Consider the following 24,239-nt stretch of genomic DNA (forward strand, 5'->3'; position numbering starts at 1 on the left):
AAGGCGGCGGCGTCCGTGGCGCTGGATGTCCGGCTCGGCGCCTGCGCCGGGCTGGGGAACGTGCGGGGCGGGGTGGTCGTCACGCCGGCACGCTAGCGCCGGGGAACTCGTCTCAGGCCGCCGTGCCCGTCTCGTCGTGGGTCGTGACCCAGAGCCGCGCCGCGACGACGAGCCCGAGCAGCAGCAGCACCGACGTCAGCACGAAGGGCCACGAGCGGTCCATCGCCGAGAGCCAGCCACTGAACCACCCGAACGGTGCGGTCACCAGCATGACGGCGGTGCGTTGCACGGCCATCACGCGCGAGCGCTCATGGCGGTCGACGTGCAGCGCGACGAGGGACTCCGAGATCATGAACAGGATGCCCGCACCGAACGCGTCGAGCACGAGACAGCCGGCGAGCATCACGTAGGTCCTGGTGTCCGCCGATCCCTCCGACGCCGGGATGCTCACGAGCAACAGCTGCCCGGCCAGGTAGACGGCGAACCCGACGAGGGTGGGTGCCTTGAGGCTTCGCGCGTGGGTGAGTCGAGCGATCACGGTGAAGAGGAAGAGCACCGACAGCAGCGAGCGGACCATCGGGAAGAAGGGCAGCAGCGCGTCCGGGACACCCAGCCGCTGACTGATCACGACCTGCCAGAACGTCGAGGTGATCAGCGCGACGGCAGCCACGATCGCCGCGATCGCGAGCGAGAAGATCGTGCCGCGGGAGCGGACGATGAGCCCGAGCACCGGTCGGTAGCCGCGCAACGCGCTCCAGATGCTCACGCCGCGTGTCTGCTCCATCCTGACCAGTCCGGTGGCGGTCTCGGTCGTGAAGCGGTACAGCAGCCAGATCTTCAGCGACATGATGACGAACGCGTTGACGTAGAGGATTCGAACGGCCGGCACCAGGCCGAGGTTCGCCACGAGCAGGGCCGCGATCGGCGCGAACAGCGCGGAGAAGTCCGCCGCCACTTTGATGAGCGAGTAGACGCGGGGTATCTCGGACCGGTCGACGTCCTCGACCAGCAGGCAGTCCCACGAGTTCTGGGTCACCTGCCACGCCCCGTTGATCACCGACGCCACGAGGAACCACCAGAAGTCCTGCGCAAGCGCCCAGACCAGGCACGGGACCGACCACGCCACGATGTCGAACACGGCCGTCGTGACCCGGCGGCCGAGCTTGTCGGTGATCACGCCGCTGAGCAGGCCGAAGACCACCTGGGACAGTGTGAAGATGGTGGCAAGCAGCCCGATCTGGGCGTCGTGCACGCCCAGCGCGAGCATGAACACCGAGGCGTACGGCAGCACGAGCTGCATCGACAGGCCCCACATGGGCTCGGTGTAGACCGACGCCCGACCGTTCCCGCGCAGGCTGAGGAGTGTGGCCACCATCGGGTTGCGAGGGGGCGGCACCGAAGGATTGAACCGCCCGCGGGGCGAAAGTCCAAAACGATGCTGCGGCGTCCCGACCGAGGGGCTTCGTCATCGGGAAACGAGGTCGTCGGCCAGGTGCGGGACACTGGTGGGCAACGACAGTCGTTCGACGAGGAGTTCAGGTGCCGCAGGGAACAGTCCGCTGGTTCGACGCCGATCGGGGTTTCGGCTTTCTCGCCCTCGGGGAGGGCGCCGAAGACCTCTTCGTGCACGCCTCCGAGATCGTCGGGGACGACGCACACCGCGGGCTGCGCGAGGGCCAGGAGGTGGAGTTCGAGATCGGCGAGGGTGACCGCGGTCCGCAGGCGCGCCGCGTTCGTGTCACGGGTGAGGTCGCCTCCGACGCGGCCCTGGGCGTGCTCGGCACTGTCAGCTGGTACGAGCCGACCAAGGGTTACGGGTTCGTCACCCCGGACGGCGGCGGCGCCGAGATCTTCGCGCACAGCTCCGCCATCGTCGGGGGCGGGGTGATCCGCGAGGGCCAGCGTGTCGCGTTCCTCGTGGTCGACGGCGAGAAGGGCCCGCAGGCGGACCACCTCCTGCCGCTCGGGGAGCAGGCGGCCCAGCCCGCCGCGTCCGACGGCGCCGACGGCACCGTGACGTTCTTCGACACCGACAAGGGCTTCGGGTTCATCGAGCCGGACGCCGGGGGCAAGGGCGTCTTCCTGCACGTCAAGGCGCTGCGCTCGGGCGTTCGTGAACCGGCCGAGGGCGACCGCGTGACCTTCACCGTCGTCGACGGCGATCGCGGCCCGATGGCGCGCGACGTGGACGTGGTGGGCGGCGGAGCCCGCAGGTCCGCGCCCGCGACGGCCGGCCGCGGCCGCTCCGCGGGGCCCCGGTCCTCGGGTGCGCCGGTGCGTGGCGGAACGGGCGTCGTCGCACGCTTCGACGCGGACCGCGGCTTCGGGTTCATCGTTCCCGACGCGGGCGGTGACGACCTGTTCGTGCACGTGTCGGTCGTCCGCGGCACGGACCGGCTGTACGAGGACGATCGCGTCCGGTACGAGGTCCGGCAGAGCGACCGCGGACCGCAGGCGGACCGCGTCGAGCTGATCTAGTCGGCTCGACGCGGCGGCGCCGCCGCGTCGTCAGTCCGCGTAGACCTCCTTGGCGATCCGGAACGCGGCCCAGGCCTTGGGCCAGCCGGCGTAGAACGCCGCGTGCGTGAGCACCTCGGCCATCTCCTCGGCCGCGACGCCGTTCGCCTTCGCTCGGGCGATGTGGTGCTCGAGCGAGGAGTCGAGCACGCCGCTCGCCATCAGCGCCGTCACGGTGACGATGCTGCGCAGGCGCGGTGAGAGGGCGTCCTCGCGGGCCCAGACCTGGCCGAACAGGACGTCGTCGTTGAGCGCGGCGAACGTGGGCGCGAACTGGCCGAGCGCGTCCCGACCGGCGGTGACCTTCTCAGCCATGGTGGTGCCCTCTCACTTGCCGGAGTAGACGGGGAACGCGGCGTTCTCGCCGTAGTCCGTCTCGGCCATGGCGCGCAGCGCGTCCATGTCGTCCTCGGAGATCACGAAGTCGACCTGGGCGTTCGCGCGCATGTGGTCCGGGTTCGCCGTCTTGGGCAGCGAGACCGTCCCGAGCTGCAGGGTGTACCGGATGCACAGCTGCGGCACGCTGACGCCGTAGCGCTCGGCGATCGCCGCGACGTCGGGGTTCGTGACGATCTCGCCGTGGGCGATGGGCGAGTACGCCTCGACCACGATGTCCCGGGCCTGGCAGTAGTCGATGAGCTCGGTGGGCGTGTTGCCGGCGTGCACCAGGATCTGGTTCACGTGCGGGGCGACCGTTCCGTGCTCGAGGACGTTCTCCAGGTCCGTCTGGAGGAAGTTGGACACGCCGATCGCGCGGATCCTGCCCGCCGCGTGCGCCTCCTCCAGCGCCCGCCACGCCTCGAGGTTGCCCTCCGCGTAGTCGCCACAGCGGAAGTCGTTCCACGGCTGCGGGGAGTGGATGAGCATGAGGTCCACGTAGTCCAGGCCCAGCTTCGCCAGCGACTCGTCGATGGCGGCGGTGGCGCCCGGGTAGTCCTTGATCTCGGCGGCGAGCTTCGTGGACACGAAGAGCTCCTCCCGCGGGACGCCGGACGTGCGCACACCCTCGCCGACGCCGCGCTCGTTGCCGTAGGCCTGCGCGGTGTCGATGTTGCGGTACCCGATCGCGATCGCCTGGCGCACAGCTTCCGCGGCCGAGCCGTCGTCGATGAACCAGGTGCCCAGCCCCAGCGTGGGGATCCGGACGCCGTTCGCGAGGGGGTAGGTCTCGGTCAGGGCAGTCATGCGTGCTCTCCGTTCGTCGTCAGCGCGCCGTACACCGCGTCGGTGACGGGCTCGAGCCACTCGTTGCTCACGCCCTGGCCCGGCGTGATGAAGGCGACGTGGGAGAACCACGAGTCGGCCTTCGCGCCGTGCCAGTGCTTGGTCCCGGCCGGCACACGGACGACGGATCCGGGTTCCAGGCTGACGGGCTCCTCGCCCTCGGCCTGGTACCAGCCGCTGCCCGCCGTGCACAGCAGGATCTGGTCGCCGCCACCCCCGGTGCCGTGGTGCACGTGCCAGTGGTTGCGGCAGCCCGGCTCGAACGTCACGTTGCTCACCGGGACGCTCCCGCCCACCAGCGGGGCGAGATAGCTCTGGCCGGTGAAGTGCTCGGCAAAGGCGTCGTTCGTGTCCCCGCGCGGGAAGATCTGGTCGAGCTCGCCGTCGGGCATCTCGTCTCCTGGGTCCGCCATGCGGGCGTCTGTCGACGCGCTGTCGTTTCACGCTAGGCCAGGGCCGGCCGGGATGGGAGGCCCTGCTGGGGTACCCCGGGCGCCCAGTCGCGCGACCGCCTCCGCGCGGGTCCCCCGCGCAAGGGAATAGATGGCGCTTCGCAAGGGTTGAGCCTGATGGACTCAAGTTCAGGTTGACAGCGACGCATCCCGCCGCGTAGACCTGAGCGAGGAAGACTCAAGAGGTCGCGGCTGCACGAAGGCAGCGGGCCAGAGAAGGAGTACACGCACATGTCACGAGCAGTCGGGATCGACCTCGGAACCACCAACTCGGTGGTGGCCGTCCTGGAGGGCGGCGAGCCCACCGTCATCGCGAACGCCGAGGGGGCGCGCACCACGCCGTCCGTCGTCGCGTTCAGCAAGTCCGGCGAGGTCCTCGTCGGCGAGGTCGCCAAGCGCCAGGCGGTCACGAACGTCGACCGCACGATCTCCTCCGTCAAGCGCCACATGGGCACCGACTGGAGCACCGAGATCGACGGCAAGCACTACACCGCGCAGGAGATCTCCGCGCGCATCCTGGGCAAGCTGAAGAAGGACGCGGAGTCCTACCTCGGCGAGCCCGTCACGGACGCCGTCATCACGGTGCCCGCCTACTTCAACGACGCCGAGCGTCAGGCCACGAAGGACGCCGGCCAGATCGCCGGCCTCAACGTGCTGCGCATCGTCAACGAGCCCACCGCAGCGGCCCTGGCCTACGGCCTGGAGAAGGGCAAGGAGGACGAGCTCATCCTCGTCTTCGACCTCGGCGGCGGAACGTTCGACGTCTCCCTGCTCGAGGTGGGCAAGGACGAGGACGACTTCTCCACGATCCAGGTGCGCGCCACCAACGGCGACAACCGCCTCGGCGGTGACGACTGGGACCAGCGCGTCGTGGACTGGCTGGTGACGGAGACCAAGAACGCGTACGGCGTGGACCTGTCCAAGGACAAGATCGCGCTCCAGCGGCTGCGTGAGGCGTCCGAGCAGGCCAAGAAGGAGCTGTCCTCGGCCACCTCGACCACGATCAGCCTGCAGTACCTCTCGATGACCGAGAACGGCCCCATCCACCTGGAGAAGCAGCTCACCCGGGCGCAGTTCCAGCAGATGACCGCCGACCTCCTCGAGCGGACCAAGGCGCCGTTCCACAACGTCATCAAGGACGCCGGCATCTCGATCTCCGACATCGACCACGTGGTCCTCGTCGGCGGCTCGACCCGCATGCCCGCCGTCACGGACGTCGTCAAGGAGCTCACCGGTGGCCGCGAGCCCAACAAGGGCGTGAACCCGGACGAGGTCGTCGCAGTCGGCGCCGCGCTCCAGGCCGGCGTCATCAAGGGCGACCGCAAGGACGTCCTGCTCATCGACGTCACCCCGCTGTCACTCGGCATCGAGACCAAGGGTGGCGTGATGACCAAGCTCATCGAGCGCAACACCGCGATCCCGACCAAGCGCAGCGAGACCTTCTCCACGGCCGAGGACAACCAGCCCTCGGTGCTCATCCAGGTCTACCAGGGCGAGCGCGACTTCGCGTCCGACAACAAGGCGCTCGGCACGTTCGAGCTCACCGGCATCGCGCCGGCGCCGCGCGGCCTGCCGCAGATCGAGGTCACCTTCGACATCGACGCCAACGGCATCGTGCACGTGTCCGCGAAGGACCGGGGCACGGGCAAGGAGCAGTCGATGACGATCACCGGCGGCTCGGCCCTGCCGAAGGACGAGATCGACCGGATGATCAAGGAGGCCGAGGCGCACGCCGCCGAGGACCACAAGCGCCGCGAGGAGGCCGAGACCCGCAACACCGCGGAGCAGCTCGTCTACTCCACGCAGAAGCTCCTCAAGGACAACGAGGACAAGGTCCCCGCGGACGTCGCGACCGAGGTCAACGAGGCCATCAGCGAGGTGAACGGCGCCCTCGGCGGCACCGACGTCGAGGCCGTGAAGACCGCGACGGCGAAGCTGTCCGAGGTCTCGCAGAAGATCGGTCAGGCGATCTACGCCCAGCAGGCGGCCGACGGCGCTCCCGCCGACGGCGCCGCCGCCGGCTCCCAGCCCGCGGACGAGGACGTGGTGGACGCCGAGGTCGTGGACGAGGAGGACGGGAAGAAGTGACGTCCTCCGAGGAGTACGGCGAGCCGATCATCCGCGACAAGCGGCGGTTCGACCCGAACACCGGCGAGCGACGCGACGCGCCGGCGGCGGGCGCGCCCGCCCCGGGCGAGGACTCCCAGGCCGGGCCCGACGGCGGAACCCAGGTTCCGCCGTCGGGCGCGGGCGCCCAGGGCGAGGGTGACGAGCTCGCCGCCGCGCGGGCCGAGGCGCTCGACCTCGCCGACCAGCTCGCGCGGGCCAAGGCCGAGGTCTACAACATCGAGCAGCGCTTCAACGCGTTCGTCAAGCGCAGCCGTGAGCTCGAGGCCGCGGCCCGGGAGACCGGTCGCGCGGACGTCGTGGAGGCGCTGATCCCGGTGCTCGACGACGTCGAGCTGGCCCGCCAGCACGGCGAGCTCGACGGCCCGTTCCTCGCGATCGCCGACAAGCTCGAGCAGCTGCTCGCGACGCGGTTCGGCGTCGAGCGGTTCGGCGCGCAGGGTGAGGAGTTCGACCCCAACCACCACGAGGCGCTCATGCACCAGGCCGACCCCGAGGCTGACACGGCACGGATCGCGATGGTCGCGCAGCCCGGCTACCGCCGGGGTGAGGCGGTGATCCGGCCGGCCCGCGTGGGCGTCGTCGGTCCCGAGTGATCCGCGAGGTGATGTTCGTCCTTTCGCGAGGTGATGTCGGACGACCGAATCACCTCGCGAAAGGACAGAAGAGGCCTCGCGAACGAGCGAGGGCAGCAGCAACGGACGGCGTGATGGAAGGAGGCGACCATGACGGGCCAGGACTGGCTGGAGAAGGACTTCTACGCCACGCTCGGCGTCGCGAAGGACGCCGACGAGGCCGCCATCAAGAAGGCCTACCGCAAGCTCGCCCGGCAGTACCACCCCGACCAGAACCCCGGGGACGCCAAGGCCGAGGCGACGTTCAAGGAGATCGGTGAGGCCTACTCCGTGCTCTCCGACCCCGAGCAGCGCAAGCAGTACGACGGCCTGCGCGCCATGGCCGGCGGCGGCCCGCGGTTCACCGCGGGCGCGGGCGGCGCGGGCGGCGCCGGGGGGTTCGAGGACATCTTCTCGGGCATGTTCGGCGGCGGCGCCGGTGGTGCTGGCGGCCAGCGCGTGCGCTACTCCACCGCCGGCGGTGGCGGGGGCGGGTTCGAGGACATCCTGTCCGGCATGTTCGGCGGTGCGCAGGGCTTCGGCGGAGCCGGCGGTGGCCGACGCGCCGGCTTCGGCGGCCCCGAGCGGGGCGCCGACCTCACCGCGACCCTCACGCTGCCGTTCCGCACGGCCGTCGAGGGCGGGGAGATGGGCGTCAACTCCGAGGGGCGGTCGATGACCGTGCGCATCCCGGCCGGCGTGCGCGACGGCCAGAAGATCAAGCTGCGCGGCAAGGGCCGGCCCGGTTCGGGCGGCGGGGAGAACGGCGACCTCGTCGTCACCGTGACCGTCTCGCCGCACCCCGTGTTCGGCATCGACGGGCACAACCTCACCGTGACCGTCCCGGTCACGTTCGCGGAGGCGGCGCTCGGCGCCACGATCGCCGTGCCCACGTTCGACGGCGGCACGGTGCGCGTGAAGGTGCCGGCGGGTTCGCCGTCGGGCAAGCGCCTGCGTGTGCGCGGCCGCGGCGTCGTCACGCCCAAGGCGACCGGCGACCTCATCGTGACGATCGAGGTCGTGGTGCCCGAGCGGCTGACCGACGAGGCGCGCCGGGCCGTGGAGGCGTTCGCCGCTGCGACCGACGGCGCCGACCCCCGGGCCGGCCTGTTCGGCGCGGCCACCACCTGACCTGCCAGACCTGCGGCAGACCTGCGAGAGAGCGGAGGCACCGATGATCCGGACGTACGACACGCCCGTCCTCACGGTGTCCGCCGCGGCCGAGCTCGCCGGGATGCACGCGCAGACGTTGCGTCAGTACGACCGCCTCGGCCTCGTGGTGCCGCACCGCACCGCGGGCCGGGGCCGGCGGTACTCGCTGCGGGACGTCGACGCCCTGCGCCAGGTCCAGGCACTCTCGGCCGAGGGCGTCAACCTCGAGGGGATCCGGCGGATCCTCGCTCTCGAGCGGGAGAACCGCGCGCTGCGCGCCGCGCTCGAGGGGCTGCGGGCCGTCATCGATCCCGGCTCGCGCGTGTTCGCCGCGTCCCCGACCGGTGACGTCGAGTCCGTGCCCCGCGGTCAGCGCGCCGCCCGGCGGGCGGAGGAGCGACGCGACGACGCCGAGCACCGTCGCCTCGTGCGGACGGGGACGTCCTCGGCGCTGGTGCTCTGGCGCGAGGGCCGCTGACGCGTCACTCGCCGCCGGGCAGGACCGAGCCGCCTCGAGTCGCGGGCACAGCCGCCGGCGCGACGGGAGAGCGACTCTGCGTTTCGGGAGAGCGACTCTGCGTTTCGGGAGAGCGACTGTGCTGGCACTCTCGAGCTGCCCAGGTCGCGTCTGCGCAGGTCAGAGACATGCCGAGACCTGACGGGTGGCTGAGAGTCGCTGTGGCGTCACGCCGAGTCGCTGTGGCGTCACTCGCCGCCCGGCGGGACCGACGTCGAGCGCACCCGCAGCGTCGGGCTGATGATGACGCGCCGGGTGGGTCGCCCGGGATCCGCGAGCCGCGAGGCGACCAGCGTCACCGCGGTCTCGCCCACGGACCGGCGCGGCGGCCGGACGGCGCTGATCGGCGGGCTGAAGAGGCTCGCCACCTCGTCGTCGTAGGCGACGATCGACAGGTCCCGCGGCACCACGAGCCCGTGGTCCTCGGCGTGCTGGGCGATCGCGATCGCCTCCGGATCCGCGTGCACGAGCAGCGCCGTGGTGCCCGAGGCGCGGCACGCCTCCAGCGCCGCCTCGAGCCCGGCCTCCCAGCCCGGGTCGACCTTGTCCGGCACCGCGACGTCGACGGCGCCCTCGGAGACCAGGCCGCACTCCGCGGACGCGTCCTGCCACGCTCGCCGGATCACCGCCGAGTGGGGTGAGTGCAGGCTCGTGACGAGCCCGACCCGCCGGTGCCCGAGCGACGCCAGGTGGCGCACCGCCATCTCCGCGCCGAGCCCGTGGTCGGTGACGACGGACTCCAGCGCTTCGCGGTGCGCACCGGCCGTTCCGGAGCGCTCCACGAGCACGACCGGGATGCCCAGCCCCGCCAGCCACGCGAGCGTGTCCGGGGTGGTAGGCAGGTCCATCTGCGGCGCGACCACGAGGGCGTCGACGCCCTTGGCAAGCAGCCGCTCGAGCTGCCGACGGTCGGTGTCCTGCTCGTAGGAGGAGCCGCGCAGCACGATCCGCATGTGGTGATCGAGCCCCGCCTCCTCCGCGCCGCGCACGACGCCGGGCCAGTAGTAGTCCAGCGACGGGACCAGCATCCCGATGCGGCGCGGGGGACCGGCAAGCTCCGCGGCCCCGGCTCCCCGAGCGCCCGCGGTGGCCGACGACGCGCCCCCGGGCGTCCCGGACGAACCGGACGCTGGCGAGCCGGAAGCGGAGGAGGCATCGCCGTCGGGCAGGGTCGCTCCACCGTGCACCCGCTTGACCAGGCCCTCGTCGGCGAGCTGGGCGATGTCGCGGCGGATCGTGATCGCGGAGACGCCGAGCACGTCGACGAGGTCGCGCACCCGCAGGGTGCCCTGCCGGTGGAGGATCTCGAGCAGCTCGCTGCGCCGCGTGGCCGGCAGCATCCCGGACTCGTCCGTGGTGGACATGCCCCTCCCTCCGTCGCGTCCTTGCTCCGTCGTGTCGGCGCGCTGGCGCGCCAGTCGCTGACTGCTTGTGATCAAGCGATCACGAAGCGATCGGAAGTGATGCCGCTTCCGAGCACCAACGAAGGAGCGCGCTGTGATCGAGGGCAAGCCTGGGACGGACGAGACCGCCGCCGCGATCTCCCCGTGCACCGGCTGGACGCGCGAGGACTGGGCGGTCCTCACCGACCGCCTGCTCCTCGCCGCCCGCGAGCACGCCTCCGCTGGTCACGCGCGGATCACCTTCCCTGGGCCGGAGGGTGGCTACGGCCGCGACGTCGACGGCCTCGAGGGCTTCGCCCGCACGTTCCTGCTCGCCGGCTTCCGGCTTGCGGGGGAGCGCGGCGCCGACCCGCTCGGCCTCGCCGACTGGTACGCCGCAGGAATCGCCGCCGGCACGGACCCGAGCGCTCCGGACCGCTGGGTCCGGCTGGACGAGAAGCCGCAGGCCAAGGTGGAGGCGGCGTCGATCGCCCTGATCCTCGACCTCACGCGGCCGTGGCTCTGGGACCGACTCGACCCCGCGGTCCAGGCGCGCGTCGTCGACTACCTCGCGCCCGCCGTCGGCGACGACACCTACCCGCAGATCAACTGGGTCTGGTTCCGGCTCGTCGTGCAGACGTTCCTGCGCTCGGTCGGCGGGCCGCACGACCTCGCCGAGATGCGTGCTGACCTCTCCGCCCACGACTCCTTCGTGCGCGCCGACGGCTGGCTCGCCGACGGCCCGGAGCGCGCCTTCGACCACTACACTGGCTGGGCGCTGCACCTGTACCCCACGCTGTGGGCGCGGATGTCCGGCGCGGCCGACCTCGCCGTCGAGCGCGCCGAGCGCAACCGCGCGCAGCTGGACCGCTTCCTCACCGACGCGATCGCCCTCGTCGGCGCCGACGGCGGCCCGCTCGTCCAGGGCCGCAGCCTCGTCTACCGCTTCGCCGCGGCCGCGCCGTTCTGGGTGGGTGCGATGGCCGAGGTCCGCTCGCTCACGCCCGGTGCGCTGCGCCGCGCCGCCTCCGGCATCGTTCGGCACTTCGCCGACCACGGCGCGCCCGACGACGACGGCGTGCTCACCCTCGGCTGGCACGGCACGTGGCCGCGGCTCGCGCAGAGCTACTCCGGCCCGTCCTCTCCCTGCTGGGCGACCAAGGGCATGCTCGGCCTCGCGCTCCCGGCCGACCACCCGGTGTGGACGGCGGTGGAGGAGCCGCTGCCCGTGGAGGTCGCCGACGTCCGGCGCACGATCGCGGCACCAGGATGGATCGTCTCGGGCACCAGGTCCGACGGCGTGGTGCGGGTGGTCAACCACGGCACCGATCACGCGGTGCCAGGGGCGAGGAGCACGGACTCCCCGCTCTACACCCGCCTCGGGTATGCCACCTCGACGTTCCCGCTGCTCGACGAGGACGCCTGGACGACGCCGATCGACCAGTCGGTGGTCCTCGTGGACCCAGCCGGCCGGCGCAGCCACCGCACGGGGATGACGCTCGACGTCGAGCCGCGCGAGGTCGACGGCGCGCTGCTCGCGGGCTCCACGGCGAGCGTGCACTGGGTCGACGCCGAGCCCACCACGCACCGGCACGGCAGCGGCCTGGACGGCACCGCCACGCGCGCCGGCGTCCTCTCGGTCCGATCGCTCCTGCGCGGGTCCTGGGAGGTCCGGCTGGTCCGCGCCGACGACGTCGCCCCGGACGCGGTCGCCCTCGAGGTCGGCGGCTGGGCCCTGGTGTCCGACGGCGCGGGCCCGGCTGCCCAGGTGGCCGACGGCGAGGTGCGCGTCACCACGGACGGCGGCCACGCCGTCGTGCTCGACCGCGGCGGACTGCCGGACGCACGGGTGGCGACCCGGCGCGACGCCTCGCCGCTCGGCGACGTCGCGCGCGTGGGCGTGCTGGCCTCGCGTGGCGTCCCCGCGGGCTGGCTCGCGTGCGCAGTCGCGCTCGCCGGCTCCCGCGACACGCTCGAGGCGGCCCCCGCCGTCGAGCTCATCGACTCCCGCGCGCTCGTCGCGTGGGCGGACGGGTCTACCACCGCGGTGGACCTGCCTCGGCCCGGCAGCGCGCCGGGAGAGATCTAGTCACACCACCACCTGCCCGGTCCGCCGGGCACGTCCTTCTCGAAGGAGAGGAAGTACGCGATGAAGCGCAGGATCCTGACGGGCGCGGCGAGCCTCGCCGCGCTCACGCTCGTCCTCACCGCCTGCAGCGGTGGGTCCTCCGACGGCGGATCGGGCGACGCCACCGGCGGCGCCACCTCCGACGGCGCGGCCACCGAGGCCGCCGGCGGCGAGCCGATCACCATTACCCTGGCGGGCTGGAGCCTCGCCACCACGCCGGAGTTCCAGGTCCTGGCCGACGCCTTCCACGAGGCGAACCCGGACATCACCGTGGAGCTCAAGGAGTACGACGCCACGCAGTACGACACCCAGATGATCGCCGACCTGGCGGCGGGTACCGCGCCCGACATGTACGTGCAGAAGAACCTCAAGAACTTCTTCACCTACCAGGACGGCGGCCAGCTCCTCGACGTGTCCGACGTGGCGGAGGGGCTGTCCGACGACGTCAACGGCGTGTCCGCCTACGAGGTCGACGGCGCGACGTACGCGATCCCCTACCGGCAGGACGCCTGGTCTGGCGCACGTCGCGAGCTTCGCCGACCGCGTCGAGCGTGAGGTCGGACTGGCGACCCACGACCTGGGGTTCCTCTACACGCTCGCGTGCGTGGCGCCGTCGCGCCTCCTCGGCGACGAGCACGCCGAGCGGGCCGCGCTCGCGGCCGCGGACCACCTCATGGCGCGGTTCCTCGAGCCGGCCGGGATCATCCAGGCCTGGGGCGACCTGACGCACCCCTCCGAACGCGGCCGCACCATCATCGACTCGCTCATGAACATGCCCCTGCTGCGCTGGGCCGGAGAGCGGACCGGTGAGGCGCGGTACGCGGACGCGGCCGACCGGCACGTCGCCCAGCTGCGTCAGCACATCGTGCGCGCCGACGACACGACCTTCCACACGTTCCACTGGGACCCGGTCACGGGCGAGCCCCTGCGCGGCACCACCCAGCAGGGGTACGCCGACGACTCGTGCTGGGCCCGGGGCCAGGCCTGGGGCGTCTACGGCTTCGCGATCGACGCCCGCGAGACCGGCAACGCCGACTCGCTCGCCACCGCGGTGCGGGTTGCGGAGTACTTCCTCGACCACCTGCCCGCCGACGGCGTGGCCTACTGGGACCTCGTGTTCACCGACGGCAGCGACCAGCCGCGCGACTCCTCGGCGGCCGCTATCGCGGCGAGTGGGCTCCTCGAGCTCGCCCCGCTCGTGGCCGGGACGGATCCGGCGGACGCCGCGCGGTACGTCCAGGAGGCGCACGCGATGCTCGCCTCGCTCGCCGCCGACTACACGGGCGCGGACGTCCCCGGCAGCAACGCTCTGATCCTGCACGGCGTGTACGACTGGCCCAAGTCCATCGGCGTGGACGAGGGCACACTGTGGGGGGACTACTTCTACCTCGAGGCCCTGGTGCGAGTCCTGCGCCCGAGATGGCAGCCTTACTGGTGAGGTCCGGACCTCGGACCTGAACGACGAGAGGAATGTCTTGATGTCCGTCACACGTCTGTGGAGCACGCATCCCGACGACCTGGCCGGCCTGGACGGCGCGGCCCTGCGCGAGCGGTTCGTGCTGTCCGGACTGTTCACGCCTGGCACCGTGACCTGGGGCTACGCGCACGACGACCGGCTGCTGATCGGCGGCGTGATCGTCGACGGCGAGATCGCCCTCGAGGCGCCCGAGCTGCTGGCCGCGGAGTACCTCCTGGAGCGCCGCGAGCTCGGCCTCGTAGGGCTCGACGGCGAGGTGACCGTCACGGCCGACGGCGAGACCTTCACGCTCGCGAACCAGGACGTGGTCTACCTCCCGGTCGGCACGCGGGACATCACGCTGTCCGGCGCCGGCGCGGTCTACCTCGCCTCGGCCCCCGCCCACCGGCGCACCGCCGCCGCGAAGGCCGGCAAGGAGGAGGTCGAGGCCGTCCACCTGGGCGCGCTCGAGACGTCGAACGACCGCGTGATCCGCAAGTACATCCACGCCGACGGGATCGAGTCCAACCAGCTCGTCCTCGGCATCACGACCCTCGCGCCGGGCTCCGTGTGGAACACCATGCCGCCGCACGTCCACGCGCGTCGCACCGAGGTGTACCTCTACGACGGGCTGGGCGAGGAGGTGCTCGTGCACCTCATGGGCGAGCCCGAGAAGACGCGCCAGCTCCTCCTGCACAACCGCGACGTCGTGGTGTCCCCGCCGTGGTCCATCCACACCGCGTCCGGCACGGGCGCGTACTCGTTCGTGTGGGCGATGGCCGGGGAGAACATCGACTACACCGACGTCGTGGGCGTGAACCCGCAGTCGCTGCGCTGAGCGGAGCGGTCTCGGTGAGGGTGGCGGGCGGGCTGGTGGCGGGAACGCTCACCGGGCCGCTCGCATCCTGGGCCGACGCGCTCGAGCCGGGGCGGCTCGCCGCCCTGCTCGACGCGTCGGCGACGTCCGGTGGTCCGGGGGGCAGCTCGCTGCTTCCCGTTCCGCCGGCGACCGATCGCACGGCCTGGTCGGGCCCCGACGGACCCGACCGGGCCACCGCGGTTGCGCTCGTCGCGGCCGCCCGGGCCCGCCGGGCCGAGCCCTGGCCCGCACCCCGCGCGAGCGACCTCGCGCGGTTCTGGCTCGACGGCGACCGCGTCGCCTACGAGACGCCCCTCTTCGCGCGGACCGGGAGGTTCGCCCACGCCGTCGTCGCCGCGGCCCTCGAGCCCGACCCCACGGACCGCCCCGCGGCGCTCGCGGAGGTGCTCGACGGCGTCGTGCTCCTGTGCGAGCAGTCCACCTGGAGCTGGCCCGCGCACGACGACGCCCACCTCCGTCGCGGCTGGGTGCTGCCCGACCGCGACGCCCCCTACCTCGACCTCGGCGCCGGCGAGGTCGCCGCCGCGCTCGCCTGGACCGACGCCCTGCTCGGCGAGCTGCTCGAGGAGGCCTACCCGGGCGTCCGCGCGCTCGTGCGGCGCGAGGTGCGCGCGCGGGTGCTCGACCCGTTCCTCGCGGCGTTCGTCTCGGGGCCCGACGGCGCGCTCGACGGGAGGCTGGTCCCGGACCGGCCGCGCTGGCACTGGCTCGGCCTGGACGGCCCTGCGCACAACTGGACGGCGTGGATCTGCGGCAACGTGCTCGTCGCCGCGCTCGCGCTGGAGGACGACGGCGCCCGACGGACCCGACTCGTGGCTGAGGCGACGGCCGGGCTGGACCGGTTCCTCGCCGTCGTGCCCGACGACGGCGCGATCGACGAGGGCTGGTCGTACTGGTGGGAGGGTGCGGCGCGGGCGCTCGGCGCGCTGGACGTGCTGCGGCACGCGAGCGGCGGCGTGCTCGACGCGGCGACGCTGCCGGTGGTGCGCGCGCTCGTCGCCTTTCCGCACCAACTGCTGCTCGGCCCGGACTTCGTCGCGTCGTACGCGGACGCGACGCCGCGGGTCGATGTGCAGCCGCGGCCGTGGCACGTGCTGCACCGCTGGGGGCGGCTCGTCGACGACGACGCCGCGGTGGCGCTCGCGGCGGCGCACCGCGGCGAGGGCGTCGTGGACCTCGCGGTGCCCGGGAACGGGCTCGGGGCGCTGCTGCCCGCGCTGACGGACCGCGCCTGGCGGGACGCCGGGGGCGCCGGGGGCGCTGAGCAGCCGCACCTCGCGGAGCGCGTCTGGCTTCCCTCGACGCAGGTACTGCTGGCCCGGCCGGCCACCGCTCGCGGCCTCACGCTCGTGGTCAAGGGCGGTCACAACGGCGAGGCGCACAACCATCTGGACGTCGGGTCGGTGACGGTGGCGCTCGACGGCGTGCCCGCCGTCGTGGACCCCGGCCGCGCCACGTACACGGCCGCCACGTTCTCCGACCGCCGCTACACCGAGTGGCACGTGACGTCGGCCTGGCACCCGGTGCCCGCGCCACGCGGGCGTGAGCAGGGGGTGGGTGCGGCGTACGGCGCGCGCGACGTCGAGGTGCACGACGGCGGAGCCGGCCTCTCCCTCGACCTCGCCGGGGCATACCCCGGGTCGGGCGTGGGCGCGTGGCGTCGGTCGGCGCGGCTCCTCGGGGCCGGCGAGCGCGTCGAGGTGGTGGATGCGTGGGAGCTCGCCGGGGACGAGCCCACCCGGGTGGCGTGGGTGCTGGCGGGTGAGGTGGAGCTGTCGGCGAGCGGCGCCGTCGTGCGTCCCGTGGCGGGCGAGCGGACGCTCGAGGTGACCTGGTCGGCGGACGTCGAGGTGACCGCGTCGCTCACGCCACGCGCCCTGACCGACGGCTACCTGCGCGCGGCGTGGGGGGAGTCGGTGACGCGGCTGGACCTCGTCGCGACGGCGGCGACCGGGCGACTGCTGACGACGTTCACCGCTCGCTGACACTCGAGCGCTGGGTTGCGCTCGCTGAGGCAGCGCGGACCCGACGCTCAGCGCGCGGGCGCCCGCAGCGCCGCCACGAGCGTGCGTGCGTCGTGCGGCCCGCGGTGCCGCTCGCCGTCGAGGAAGAACGTGGGCGTGCCCCGGGCGCCGGACGCGCGGGCGCTCGCGGCGTGCGCGGCTACGAGGTCGTGCAGCGCCGGGTCGGCGACGTCGGCGTCGAACCGCTCGAGGTCGAGCCCGAGCTCTCCGGCGTAGCGGCGCAGGTCCTCGGGCTCAAGCGCGTGCTGCTCGCGGAACAGCACGTCGTGCATGGGCCAGAACGCGTCCTGCCGCGCGGCGGCCTCGGCCGCCACGGCGGCGTCCCACGCGTGCGGGTGGACGTCGGTGAGCGGGAGGTGGCGCACCACGTAGCGGACGTCGTCGCCCAGCTGAGCCTTGAGGTCGGCCCACATCCCGGTCGCGCGGGCGCAGAACGGGCACTCGAAGTCGAGGTACTCCACGACGGTCGACGGCGCGTCCACCGGTCCGCGCACGTGGTCGCGCTCGCGGTCGACGTCGGGCGTGAGCCGGACCGGCAGGTCCGCGGCCTCCTCGCCGAACCGCACGCGTGCGACGCGGAACACGAGCCAGCCGAGCCCCCACGACAGCGCCATCCCGAGCAGCACGCCGACCACGGCCTCGCGCGCCTGCTCCGTCGGGAGCGCGAGCGAGGCGATGAGCAGCGCCATCGTGAACCCGATGCCCGAGAGCGTGGCACCGCCGAGCACGGCACCCGGCCCCACGCCGTCGGGCAGGCGGCCGAGCCGCAGGCGCACGGCCAGCCAGGCGCCGCCCGAGATGCCCACGGCCTTGCCCACCACGAGCGCCACCACCACGCCCCACGTGACCGGCGACGCGAGGGCGTCGGCGAGGACGCCACCGCGCAGGTCCACGCCGGCGTTGACCAGCGCGAACACGGGCACGACGACGAGCGCGACCGGCGTCGCGAGCTCGGCGTGCAGGCGCTCGTTCACGGAGATCGAGCGCGCGAGTCCGGCGCGTGCCGAACGCGCGACGCCCGCCTCCGGCGACTGCCAGTAGTCCCGGAACAGCTGCTTGGCGCGGACGACGTCGGCGCGCACCGGCGCCGCGGCCGGCACGAGGAGCCCGGCGAGCATCCCGGCGAGCGAGGGGTGCACGCCCGACTCCAGCGTCGCGAGCCACAGGATCACGGTCACGGCGACGTACGGCGCCGAGCGCCACTGCCGGCTGCGGCCGAGCAGCGCGAGCGCGACCAGCGCGACGACGGCGACGGCGAGCGGCACCAGGTGCACCGCGTCCGTGTAGACGGTGCCGATCACCGTGACGGCGATGAGGTCGTCGACCACTGTGAGCGTGAGGAGGAAGACGCGCAGCTGGCTCGACATCGCGGGCCCGACCAGCGCGAGCGCGCCGAGCAGGAACGCGGTGTCGGTGCCGACCACGACGCCCCAGCCGTCACCGGCGGGGCCGCCCGCGATCGCGAGGTAGAGCAGCACGGGCAGCACCACGCCGCAGACGCCGGCCACGAGCGGCACCCACGCGCGGCTGCGCTCGCGCAGCGACCCCACGGCGAGCTCACGGCGCACTTCGAGCCCGATGAGGAAGAAGAACACGACCATGAGGCCGTCGTTGACCCAGTGGTGCAGGTCGAGGTCGAGGTGGAACGCGCCGACCTGGAGGCCGATCGGCAGGCCGACCAGCCGCTCGTACGCCGGCGACAGCGGGGAGTTCGCCCACCCGAGCGCGACGAGCGTGACGGCGACCAGCAGCAGCGCGCTGCCCGCGTCGGTGCGCAGGGCGTCGAGCGTGCGTTCGAGCGCGCGCCGCGCCGAGCCGGGCATGCGCCCAGCGTAGGAGGCGCACGACGGCGAGCTCGCCGTCGTGCGCCTCGCCTCAGGTCCGGCGGGGCGTCAGCGGTCGACGCGCGCCGACCCGCCGCCCGCGAGCTTGAGGACCTCGGCCTTGGTCACCATGGTGGTGTCGCCGGGCGTGGTCATCGCGAGGGCGCCGTGCGCGGCGCCGTAGTTCACGGCCGTCTCGAGGGTCTGGCCGTCCAGGAGCCCGAAGATGAGGCCGGAGGCGAAGGAGTCGCCGCCGCCCACGCGGTCCATGATCTCGAGGTTGTCGCGCTTGACGGACTCCACGACGCCGGTCGCGGGCGACCACGCGATGGCGGCCCAGTCGTTGACCGTGGCGCTCTTGACCCCGCGCATCGTGGTCGCGATGACCTTGAAGTTCGGGTACGCCTCGGCGGCGCGGTGGATCATGCCGGCGAACGCGTCGGTCTCCAGGGCCTCGCCGCCGTGGATGTCGGCGCCCTCGATCTCGAAGCCGAGCGAGGCGGTGAAGTCCTCCTCGTTGCCGATCATGACGTCGATGTACGGCGCGATCTCCTTGTTGACCTCCTGCGCCTTCGCCTGGCCGCCGATCGCCTTCCAGAGCGAGGGGCGGTAGTTGAGGTCGTAGGACACGACGGTGCCGTACTCCTTGGCCTTCTTCACCGCGGCGATCACGGTGTCCGCGGCGGTCTCCGACAGCGCCGCGAAGATGCCGCCGGTGTGCAGCCAGCGCACGCCGTACTCGCCGAACAGCTTGTCCCAGTCGACGTCCTCGGCCCCCAGCTGCGAGGCGGCGGTGAGGCCGCGGTCGGACACGCCGACGGCGCCGCGCACGCCGAAGCCGCGCTCGGTGAAGTTGAGGCCGTTGCGCACGGTGCGGCCGATGCCGTCGTAGGGCACCCAGTTGACGAACTCGGTGTCGAGCCCGCCGGTGAGGATGAAGTCCTCCACCAGGCGGCCGATCTCGTTGTCGGCCAGCGCCGTCACGATGGCGCCGCGCAGGCCGAAGGCCCGGCGCAGGCCGCGGGTCACGTTGTACTCGCCGCCGCCCTCCCAGGCGCGGAAGCTGCGCGCGGTGCGGATGCGTCCCTCGCCCGGGTCGAGGCGGAGCATCACCTCGCCGAGCGAGACGGCGTCGTAGCGGCACTGCGCCGCGGGGCGGAGGTCGAGCGCGGCCACCTCGGCCGGCAGGTCGTTCGTCATCGGGTCACTCCTGGATCGGGAAGCGGGAAACGAGGGTGAGAGAGTGCGGGCTGCGGCTCAGACAGCGGCTCAGGCGGCAGCCGGGCGCAGGCCGCGCGCCAGCTCGACGGCCTCGCGCACGAGGTCGGTCACGCCGTCGAAGTCGTGCGCGCGGACGAGGCCGGCCGGCACCATCCACGAGCCGCCGACGGCCTTGATCGCGGGGATCGCGAGGTACTCGCCGAGGTTGGCGGGGCCCACGCCGCCGGTCGGCACGAAGGAGACGCCGCCGAACGGCGCGGCGAGCGCGGCGATCGCCTTGGCGCCGCCGGACGTGCCGGCGGGGAAGAACTTCACGGTGGACAGGCCGAGCTCGAGCGCGGCCTGGATCTCGCTCGCGGTCACGGCGCCGGGCAGCACGGTGACGCCGTGCTCCTGCGCGCGCTCGACGACGGCCCTGCTCGTGCCGGGGGAGACGATGTACTGCGCACCGGCGGCGACGGCGACGTCGACCTGGGCAGGCGTGAGCACCGTGCCGGCGCCGACGAGGATGTCGCCGCGCGCGGACATCCGGCGGATGGACTCCTCGGCGGCGGCGGTGCGGAACGTGACCTCGGCGACCGGCAGGCCGCCGGCGACGAGCGCCTGGGCCAGGCCGTCGGCGTCCTGGGCGTCGTCGAGCACGACGACGGGAACGAGCGTGGCGGCGGCGAGCTGGGACAGAACGTCCATCGGGGGTGCTTCCTCTCCTCCGACTCCGTCAGTGGTAGTCGGTTGCGCTAGGCGCAACATCCGTTGCGCTGAATGGATCTATTGAAGCACAGGGGCGTGTCCCGGGGGAAGGGATCGAGGCGCCCGCGCGGGTGGTGCGGGCCACAGCGTTCACGCGTCGAGCGGTCGCACCCCGATGCCCGGCGGCAGCATCGGCGGCAGGGTCTCGTGGATCCGCCGCGCGACCTCGGTCCGGCGGTCCTCACCCATCCGCTCCAGCGGCGCCGTCACGCTCACGGCCGCGACCACGGCGCCCGCGCGCACGAGCGGCACGGCCACGCACGCGATGCCCGGCTCGTTCTCCTCCACCTCGTAGGTGTACCCGTCCCGGCGAGCCCCGGAGACGATGCCCCACACGCGCGAGGTGAGCTCGCCGTCGGCCCCCGCGAGGTAGGGCGTCAGCGCCTCGCGCGCGGGAACGCGGTCCACGAGCAGGGCGCGGCCGAGCGCGGTGGTGGCGGCGGGCATCCGGCGCCCGACGGCGGACCACACCCGCAGCGGTCGCTCCGGCTCGACCTTGTCGAGGTAGACGATCTGCGTGCCGGCGAGGACGCCGAGGTGGACGAGCTCGTCGAGGTCGTGCGACAGCGCCACGAGCGCGGGGTGCAGCGCGACGGCGAGGTTCTCGCCCGCGTAGAAGCCGTCGCCGAGCGTCACGGCGGTCGCGCCGAGCTGGTAGCGCCCGCTCGCCGGGTCCTGCGAGACGAACTCGCGGAACCGCAGCGCGGCGAGCGCGCGGTGCAGCGTCGTCTTGTGCACGCCGATCCGGTCCGCGAGCGCGCCGAGCGTCAGGCCCTCGGGGCCGGCGTCCGCCAGGGCCGACAGGAGCAGGAGCGCGCGGTCGATGCTCTCGACGGGCGGGGACTCGGTCACGGGCCCACTCTGCCAGCCCGCTCCGGGCCGCGTCCGCCGTTGCGCACGCGGCCCGGCCGAAGGCCGAGGCGAGGCTCGCCGTCGGACGCCTCAGGCCTCCCGCACGATCGCCACCGCGCCGGCCGCGACGGCGAGCTCGCCGTCGGCCCGCGCGCCGGAGACCAGGTCGAGCCCGGAGGCCGCGAGCGTCACGTCCTCGGCCGTGTGGTTGAGGACGAACAGCCACGAGCGGCCGTCCGCCGCCGTGCGGCGGGTGACCTCCACGCCGTCGGGCAGGTCCGGCACGACCGGCGCGACGCCCGACGCGGCGATGAGCGCGTCGGCGATGCGCTGCAGGCCCTCGTCCTCCGGTCGCGTGGCGAGGTACCAGGCCTCGCCGGCGCCGACGCCGACGGCGCGACGCGTGAGGGCGGGCACGCCGTCGAGCACCCCGCCGGCGAAGCTGCGCACGACCTGCGTGCCCTCGGCTGCGCGGACGTTCTCCGACCAGATCGTGGCGGTGGTGCCGTCGTCGAGCGTGACGCGCTCGCCGGGCTGGAGCGTCCAGAACTCCTCGGTGCGCACGCCGAGCAGGTCGCGGAACGCGCCGGGGTAGCCGCCGAGGCGGACGTGGTCGTGCTCGTCGACGATGCCCGAGAAGTAGGTGATGAGCACGGTGGTGCCGGCCTCGGCCGCCGCGGCGATCCGCTCGGCGGCCTCGTCCGTGACGAGGTAGAGCTCGGGGATCACGAGGAGGTCGTAGCGCGCGAGGTCGTCGTGGGTGTCGACGACGTCGGTCGCGATCCCACGCCGGTTGAGCGCGTGGTGCCAGCGGATCGCCTCGGTGCGCGGGTCGATGCCGTCGGTCGGGTGGGAGTCGAGGCGGGCTGCCCACGTCGAGGGGTAGTCGTAGAGCACCGCGGCGCGGGCCTGGACGCGCGAGCCACGGACCTCGGCGACGTCCTTGAGGATCTGGCCCAGGCGCACGGTGGTGCGCCAGACGTCGGAGTCGGTGCCCGCGTGCGGGTACATCGAGGAGTGGTACTTCTCTGCGCCGGCGCGGGACTGGCGCCACTGGAAGAACAGCAGCGCATCGGCGCCGTGCGCGAGGTGGCTGAGGGAGTTGCGCAGCGACTCGGCGCTCGTGCGGGTGCGGTTGTAGCCCTGCCAGTTCACCGCGGAGGTGGAGTGCTCCATGAGGATCCACGGCGCGCCGTCGGCCATCGTGCGCACCGAGTCGGCGGAGAAGGCGAGCTCGCGCTCGGGGTGCGGGTCCGAGGCGATGACGTAGTGGTCGTTGGAGACGATGTCCATCTCCGGTGCCCAGACGTTGTAGTCCATCGGGCCCGAGCTCGCCATCACCATGAAGTTCGTGGTGCAGGGCACGTCCGGGGTGACCTCGGCCAGCACCTCGCGCAGGTCCTGGTAGTAGGAGAGCAGCTCGTCGGAGGAGTAGCGGCGGAAGTCCAGCTGCTGGGTCGGGTTGGGGAACGTGGGCGCCGACCGCGGCGGCAGGATCTCCTCGAAGCTGTCGTAGCGCTGGGACCAGAAGGCCGTGCCCCACGCGTCGTTGAGCGCCTCGATCGTGCCGTAGGTGCGCTCGAGCCAGCGGCGGAAGGCGTGTGCGGCGTCGTCGGAGTACTCGTGCGGGACGTGGCAGCCGATCTCGTTGTCGATGTGCCACATCGCCAGCGCCGGGTGCGTCGCGTACCGCTCGGCGATGAGGCGCGTCATGCGGGTCGCGTAGTCGCGGAAGATCGGCGAGGAGATGCGGTACTGCTGGCGGCCGCCGGGGTGCAGCACGGTGCCGTCGGCCAGGACCGGGAGGATCTCCGGGTGCTTCGTGGTGAGCCACGGGGGCGGGCTGGCAGTGGCGGTGGCCAGGTCGACGCGGATCCCGGCGGCGTGCAACCGGTCCATCGTGACGTCGAGCCACTCCCAGTCGTACTCCTTCTCGCGCGGCTCGATCCGCGCCCAGGAGAAGATCGCGAGGCTGACGATCGTGACGCCCGCCTCCTGCATGAGCGCGATGTCCTCGACGCGGACCTCGTCCGGCCACTGCTCGGGGTTGTAGTCGCCGCCGTAGCCGAGCGCGTCCAGGCCGATCGGCCAGGCGGGCGGCGTGGGGGAGGTGGCGGTCCTCTCGGGGTTCGCGGTCTTCGCGGGGGCGGTCGGGGCGGCGTCGTCGCTCATGGGTCGAGTCTAGATGGCGACGTCACCATCGTGTGACAGCGCGGGCCCGACGGCGAGCGATCGGTTCGCGTCGCGGGTCGCCTCGGTCGCGCGTCGCCTCAGACCTGGCTGCGGGTCGACTCAGACCTGGCTGCCGACGTAGAGGTCCAGGTGGCTGCACCGCGTGCAGCGCAGCGCGACGATCTCGAACCGCGGCAGGCCCATCCGCCTCGCCCCGCCGAAGAAGCCGCGCTGCAGCACGCCGGGGATCCAGCGCGAGTAGCCCTGCGAGCTCTCGCCGCCGTCCTCGATGAACCCCTGCTCCAGCGGGCCGAAGCCGCACGCCGAGCACGGCAGGCCGTCCGACGGCGACGGCGACGGCGCGCTGGGAGGCGTGCTCGCCGTCGGGCCCTGCGGGGTGGCCGGGGGAGTGCCGTACGGCGGCGGGGTGCCGTAGGGCGGGGGCGTGCCGTAGGGCGAGGGTGCGTCGCTGGTCACGGGCACTGTCTACCGGACCGGGGCGAGGGGCGCACGCGGGCTGGGCGCCAGGCGGGTGCGACTGCTCCGGGGGGCGCCACGCGAGTGCCCCGCGTGGGGGTGCAGAACTCGATAGGTTCTGACGCGTCAGCGGTACCGACGGACTTCGATCCCCGACATGTCCCCCGCCGCACGTTCCGACGTGCCCCCGGGGAGCTCATGTCATCGACCTACCGGCTGTCCGCCCGCTCGCTCGGCGACGTGGCCACCGCCGACCTCTCGTTCTCGGCCTTGAGGCACCACTTGATCTACCAGGGGGTCGGCGTCGGGCCGGGCGAGGCGGCGTCGTGGCGCGGCTCGCTCCCGGTGCTCGCGCGCGACCTCGCGGACGCGGGCCTCGACCAGGTGGAGGTGCTGCTCGAGCACCGGCTGCCGCTGTCGAGCAAGCGGGCCGACGTCGTGCTCGCGGGGGTGCACCCGAGGACGCGCCGG

21 protein-coding genes and 1 pseudogene are annotated in these 24,239 nt (G+C 73.1%); 11 read left to right on the top strand and 11 right to left on the bottom strand.

Annotated features, from left to right (window positions below):
- Nucleotides 1–112: 112 nt before the first annotated feature.
- Nucleotides 113–1,396: an MFS transporter gene (locus tag FH969_RS11355; protein WP_139987315.1), complete on the bottom strand. Its 1,284-nt coding sequence runs from the start codon at nucleotides 1,394–1,396 to the stop codon at nucleotides 113–115.
- 143 nt (nucleotides 1,397–1,539) lie between these two features.
- Between FH969_RS11355 and FH969_RS11360 the strand changes: the two genes are divergently transcribed.
- A complete protein-coding gene (locus tag FH969_RS11360; RefSeq protein ID WP_108718966.1) occupies nucleotides 1,540–2,478 on the top strand; it encodes a cold-shock protein in 939 nt (312 codons plus the stop codon).
- Nucleotides 2,479–2,508: 30 nt separating this feature from the next.
- Here the strand turns inward: FH969_RS11360 and FH969_RS11365 are convergent, their stop codons facing one another.
- The 3 genes from FH969_RS11365 to FH969_RS11375 are packed head-to-tail and all read right to left on the bottom strand — an operon-like array spanning nucleotide 2,509 to nucleotide 4,154.
- Nucleotides 2,509–2,832, bottom strand: coding sequence for a carboxymuconolactone decarboxylase family protein (locus tag FH969_RS11365; RefSeq protein ID WP_108718967.1), 324 nt, complete (start codon nucleotides 2,830–2,832; stop codon nucleotides 2,509–2,511).
- A 12-nt stretch (nucleotides 2,833–2,844) separates the two neighbouring features.
- Nucleotides 2,845–3,702, bottom strand: coding sequence for an aldo/keto reductase (locus FH969_RS11370; RefSeq protein ID WP_108718968.1), 858 nt, complete (start codon nucleotides 3,700–3,702; stop codon nucleotides 2,845–2,847).
- A complete protein-coding gene (locus FH969_RS11375; RefSeq protein WP_246071889.1) occupies nucleotides 3,699–4,154 on the bottom strand; it encodes a cupin domain-containing protein in 456 nt (151 codons plus the stop codon). Before FH969_RS11375 ends, FH969_RS11370 begins: the two co-directional genes overlap by 4 nt.
- Before the next feature lie 270 nt (nucleotides 4,155–4,424).
- Here FH969_RS11375 and dnaK point away from each other — a divergent pair, with 270 nt between their 5' ends.
- From dnaK to FH969_RS11395, 4 genes are all read left to right on the top strand, one after another.
- Nucleotides 4,425–6,281 (top strand): molecular chaperone DnaK, encoded by a 1,857-nt coding sequence (gene dnaK, locus FH969_RS11380; RefSeq protein ID WP_139987316.1) that lies wholly within the window; start codon nucleotides 4,425–4,427, stop codon nucleotides 6,279–6,281.
- Complete coding sequence (locus FH969_RS11385) at nucleotides 6,278–6,916, top strand: nucleotide exchange factor GrpE (protein ID WP_139987317.1); 639 nt, start codon at nucleotides 6,278–6,280, stop codon at nucleotides 6,914–6,916. The genes dnaK and FH969_RS11385 overlap by 4 nt, the downstream gene beginning before the upstream one ends.
- Before the next feature lie 129 nt (nucleotides 6,917–7,045).
- Nucleotides 7,046–8,065: a DnaJ C-terminal domain-containing protein gene (locus FH969_RS11390; protein WP_139987318.1), complete on the top strand. Its 1,020-nt coding sequence runs from the start codon at nucleotides 7,046–7,048 to the stop codon at nucleotides 8,063–8,065.
- 43 nt (nucleotides 8,066–8,108) lie between these two features.
- Nucleotides 8,109–8,564, top strand: a complete 456-nt coding sequence (locus tag FH969_RS11395) for a heat shock protein transcriptional repressor HspR (RefSeq protein WP_139987319.1) — start codon at nucleotides 8,109–8,111, stop codon at nucleotides 8,562–8,564.
- 227 nt (nucleotides 8,565–8,791) lie between these two features.
- Here the strand turns inward: FH969_RS11395 and FH969_RS11400 are convergent, their stop codons facing one another.
- Nucleotides 8,792–9,967 carry a substrate-binding domain-containing protein gene (locus FH969_RS11400; RefSeq protein WP_218975306.1) on the bottom strand — a complete coding sequence of 392 codons (1,176 nt, stop codon included), beginning with the start codon at nucleotides 9,965–9,967 and terminating at the stop codon, nucleotides 8,792–8,794.
- 133 nt (nucleotides 9,968–10,100) lie between these two features.
- Here FH969_RS11400 and FH969_RS11405 point away from each other — a divergent pair, with 133 nt between their 5' ends.
- From FH969_RS11405 to FH969_RS11425, 5 genes are read left to right on the top strand one after another with little or no spacing between them, the layout of a single operon-like run.
- A complete protein-coding gene (locus tag FH969_RS11405) occupies nucleotides 10,101–12,074 on the top strand; it encodes a DUF2264 domain-containing protein (protein ID WP_246071891.1) in 1,974 nt (657 codons plus the stop codon).
- Nucleotides 12,075–12,134: 60 nt separating this feature from the next.
- Entirely contained in the window at nucleotides 12,135–12,668 is a 534-nt protein-coding gene (locus tag FH969_RS11410) for an ABC transporter substrate-binding protein (protein WP_139987320.1), read from the top strand.
- A 49-nt stretch (nucleotides 12,669–12,717) separates the two neighbouring features.
- A complete protein-coding gene (locus tag FH969_RS11415) occupies nucleotides 12,718–13,551 on the top strand; it encodes a glycoside hydrolase family 88 protein (RefSeq protein ID WP_246071893.1) in 834 nt (277 codons plus the stop codon).
- Nucleotides 13,552–13,591: 40 nt separating this feature from the next.
- Nucleotides 13,592–14,407, top strand: a complete 816-nt coding sequence (gene kduI / locus FH969_RS11420; protein WP_108718975.1) for a 5-dehydro-4-deoxy-D-glucuronate isomerase — start codon at nucleotides 13,592–13,594, stop codon at nucleotides 14,405–14,407.
- 14 nt (nucleotides 14,408–14,421) lie between these two features.
- Nucleotides 14,422–16,434, top strand: a complete 2,013-nt coding sequence (locus tag FH969_RS11425; protein ID WP_180359772.1) for a heparinase II/III domain-containing protein — start codon at nucleotides 14,422–14,424, stop codon at nucleotides 16,432–16,434.
- A gap of 47 nt (nucleotides 16,435–16,481) precedes the next feature.
- Here the strand turns inward: FH969_RS11425 and nhaA are convergent, their stop codons facing one another.
- The 6 genes from nhaA to FH969_RS15815 all read right to left on the bottom strand — a co-directional run bounded on the left by nhaA (nucleotide 16,482) and on the right by FH969_RS15815 (nucleotide 23,768).
- Entirely contained in the window at nucleotides 16,482–18,296 is a 1,815-nt protein-coding gene (gene nhaA / locus FH969_RS11430) for a Na+/H+ antiporter NhaA (RefSeq protein WP_139987323.1), read from the bottom strand.
- Between the two features lie 69 nt (nucleotides 18,297–18,365).
- Nucleotides 18,366–19,496 carry a sugar kinase gene (locus FH969_RS11435; RefSeq protein ID WP_218975307.1) on the bottom strand — a complete coding sequence of 377 codons (1,131 nt, stop codon included), beginning with the start codon at nucleotides 19,494–19,496 and terminating at the stop codon, nucleotides 18,366–18,368.
- Between the two features lie 69 nt (nucleotides 19,497–19,565).
- On the bottom strand, nucleotides 19,566–20,207 hold the full coding sequence (gene eda, locus FH969_RS11440) for a bifunctional 4-hydroxy-2-oxoglutarate aldolase/2-dehydro-3-deoxy-phosphogluconate aldolase (RefSeq protein WP_108718978.1): 642 nt from the start codon (nucleotides 20,205–20,207) through the stop codon (nucleotides 19,566–19,568).
- A 150-nt stretch (nucleotides 20,208–20,357) separates the two neighbouring features.
- On the bottom strand, nucleotides 20,358–21,119 hold the full coding sequence (locus FH969_RS11445; RefSeq protein ID WP_139987324.1) for an IclR family transcriptional regulator: 762 nt from the start codon (nucleotides 21,117–21,119) through the stop codon (nucleotides 20,358–20,360).
- A gap of 90 nt (nucleotides 21,120–21,209) precedes the next feature.
- The gene (locus FH969_RS11450) at nucleotides 21,210–23,291 is read right to left on the bottom strand and encodes a beta-galactosidase (protein WP_139987325.1); all 2,082 of its coding nucleotides are present in this window, start codon (nucleotides 23,289–23,291) and stop codon (nucleotides 21,210–21,212) included.
- Nucleotides 23,292–23,411: 120 nt separating this feature from the next.
- Nucleotides 23,412–23,768, bottom strand: a complete 357-nt coding sequence (locus FH969_RS15815; protein WP_246071895.1) for a hypothetical protein — start codon at nucleotides 23,766–23,768, stop codon at nucleotides 23,412–23,414.
- A 198-nt stretch (nucleotides 23,769–23,966) separates the two neighbouring features.
- Between FH969_RS15815 and FH969_RS11460 the strand changes: the two are divergent.
- Nucleotides 23,967–24,239, top strand: a pseudogene (locus FH969_RS11460) (ATP-binding protein); the annotation flags it as partial.

Origin of the sequence: Miniimonas arenae (assembly GCF_006351005.1) — a bacterium.
Lineage (GTDB): Bacteria > Actinomycetota > Actinomycetes > Actinomycetales > Beutenbergiaceae > Miniimonas > Miniimonas arenae.

What these genes read in the sequence shown, in the direction of transcription:
- FH969_RS11365 (WP_108718967.1), bottom strand. Translation starts at nt 2,832, where the DNA reads ATGGCTGAGAAGGTCACCGCCGGTCGGGACGCGCTCGGCCAGTTCGCG.
- FH969_RS11370 (WP_108718968.1), bottom strand. Translation starts at nt 3,702, where the DNA reads ATGACTGCCCTGACCGAGACCTACCCCCTCGCGAACGGCGTCCGGATC.
- FH969_RS11375 (WP_246071889.1), bottom strand. Translation starts at nt 4,154, where the DNA reads ATGGCGGACCCAGGAGACGAGATGCCCGACGGCGAGCTCGACCAGATC.
- dnaK (WP_139987316.1), top strand. Translation starts at nt 4,425, where the DNA reads ATGTCACGAGCAGTCGGGATCGACCTCGGAACCACCAACTCGGTGGTG.
- FH969_RS11390 (WP_139987318.1), top strand. Translation starts at nt 7,046, where the DNA reads ATGACGGGCCAGGACTGGCTGGAGAAGGACTTCTACGCCACGCTCGGC.
- FH969_RS11395 (WP_139987319.1), top strand. Translation starts at nt 8,109, where the DNA reads ATGATCCGGACGTACGACACGCCCGTCCTCACGGTGTCCGCCGCGGCC.
- FH969_RS11400 (WP_218975306.1), bottom strand. Translation starts at nt 9,967, where the DNA reads ATGTCCACCACGGACGAGTCCGGGATGCTGCCGGCCACGCGGCGCAGC.
- FH969_RS11410 (WP_139987320.1), top strand. Translation starts at nt 12,135, where the DNA reads ATGAAGCGCAGGATCCTGACGGGCGCGGCGAGCCTCGCCGCGCTCACG.
- kduI (WP_108718975.1), top strand. Translation starts at nt 13,592, where the DNA reads ATGTCCGTCACACGTCTGTGGAGCACGCATCCCGACGACCTGGCCGGC.
- nhaA (WP_139987323.1), bottom strand. Translation starts at nt 18,296, where the DNA reads ATGCCCGGCTCGGCGCGGCGCGCGCTCGAACGCACGCTCGACGCCCTG.
- FH969_RS11435 (WP_218975307.1), bottom strand. Translation starts at nt 19,496, where the DNA reads ATGACGAACGACCTGCCGGCCGAGGTGGCCGCGCTCGACCTCCGCCCC.
- eda (WP_108718978.1), bottom strand. Translation starts at nt 20,207, where the DNA reads ATGGACGTTCTGTCCCAGCTCGCCGCCGCCACGCTCGTTCCCGTCGTC.
- FH969_RS11450 (WP_139987325.1), bottom strand. Translation starts at nt 23,291, where the DNA reads ATGAGCGACGACGCCGCCCCGACCGCCCCCGCGAAGACCGCGAACCCC.